The sequence below is a fragment of the Massilia sp. Root335 genome (genome assembly GCF_001425685.1).
In the GTDB taxonomy this organism is placed as follows: domain Bacteria; phylum Pseudomonadota; class Gammaproteobacteria; order Burkholderiales; family Burkholderiaceae_D; genus Telluria; species Telluria luteola.
In genome coordinates this window covers 645,791-646,201 of the sequence record NZ_LMCY01000003.1, presented here as the reverse complement: position 1 = coordinate 646,201, position 411 = coordinate 645,791, and the positions used below count along the sequence as shown (strand labels likewise).

Genomic DNA, 411 nt, shown 5'->3' with positions numbered 1-411 from the left:
GCCTGTGCCGCCGGTGATCGTATCGTTGCCGCTGCCGCCGTAGATGGTGTCGTTGCCGGCGCCGCCGTCGAGCACGTCGGCGACGTTGCCACCTGTGATACTGTCATTGCCGTCCAGGCCGTTGACACGGTTGCCATAGGTGCTGTCCCCGGGCATCGTGTCGGCCCCGGCCGTGCCGTTGTAGGTCAGCTTGCCGATGGTCGTGCCGATGTCCCAGGTCGTGCCGTCGGCAAAGGCCACGGTCTCGATGCGGTAATTGCTCGTCCAGGCTGGATTGAAATAATCCTTGATCGTGACCCGGTCGGACGCGCCGAGGTTGAACGTCAGATCGTTGCCGCTGCGATTCAGCTGCGTCGTATCGGCCGCGATGCCGGTACCGAACTGGAGCATGTCGGCCGGGTCGCCGCCGCT

General features: G+C 65.0%; 1 protein-coding gene. It reads right to left on the bottom strand.

Going from position 1 to position 411, the window contains the following annotated elements; translation table 11 throughout:
• Positions 1-411, bottom strand: a 411-nt coding sequence (locus ASC93_RS03265) for a calcium-binding protein (protein ID WP_307188956.1), incomplete at both ends; no start/stop codon positions are given.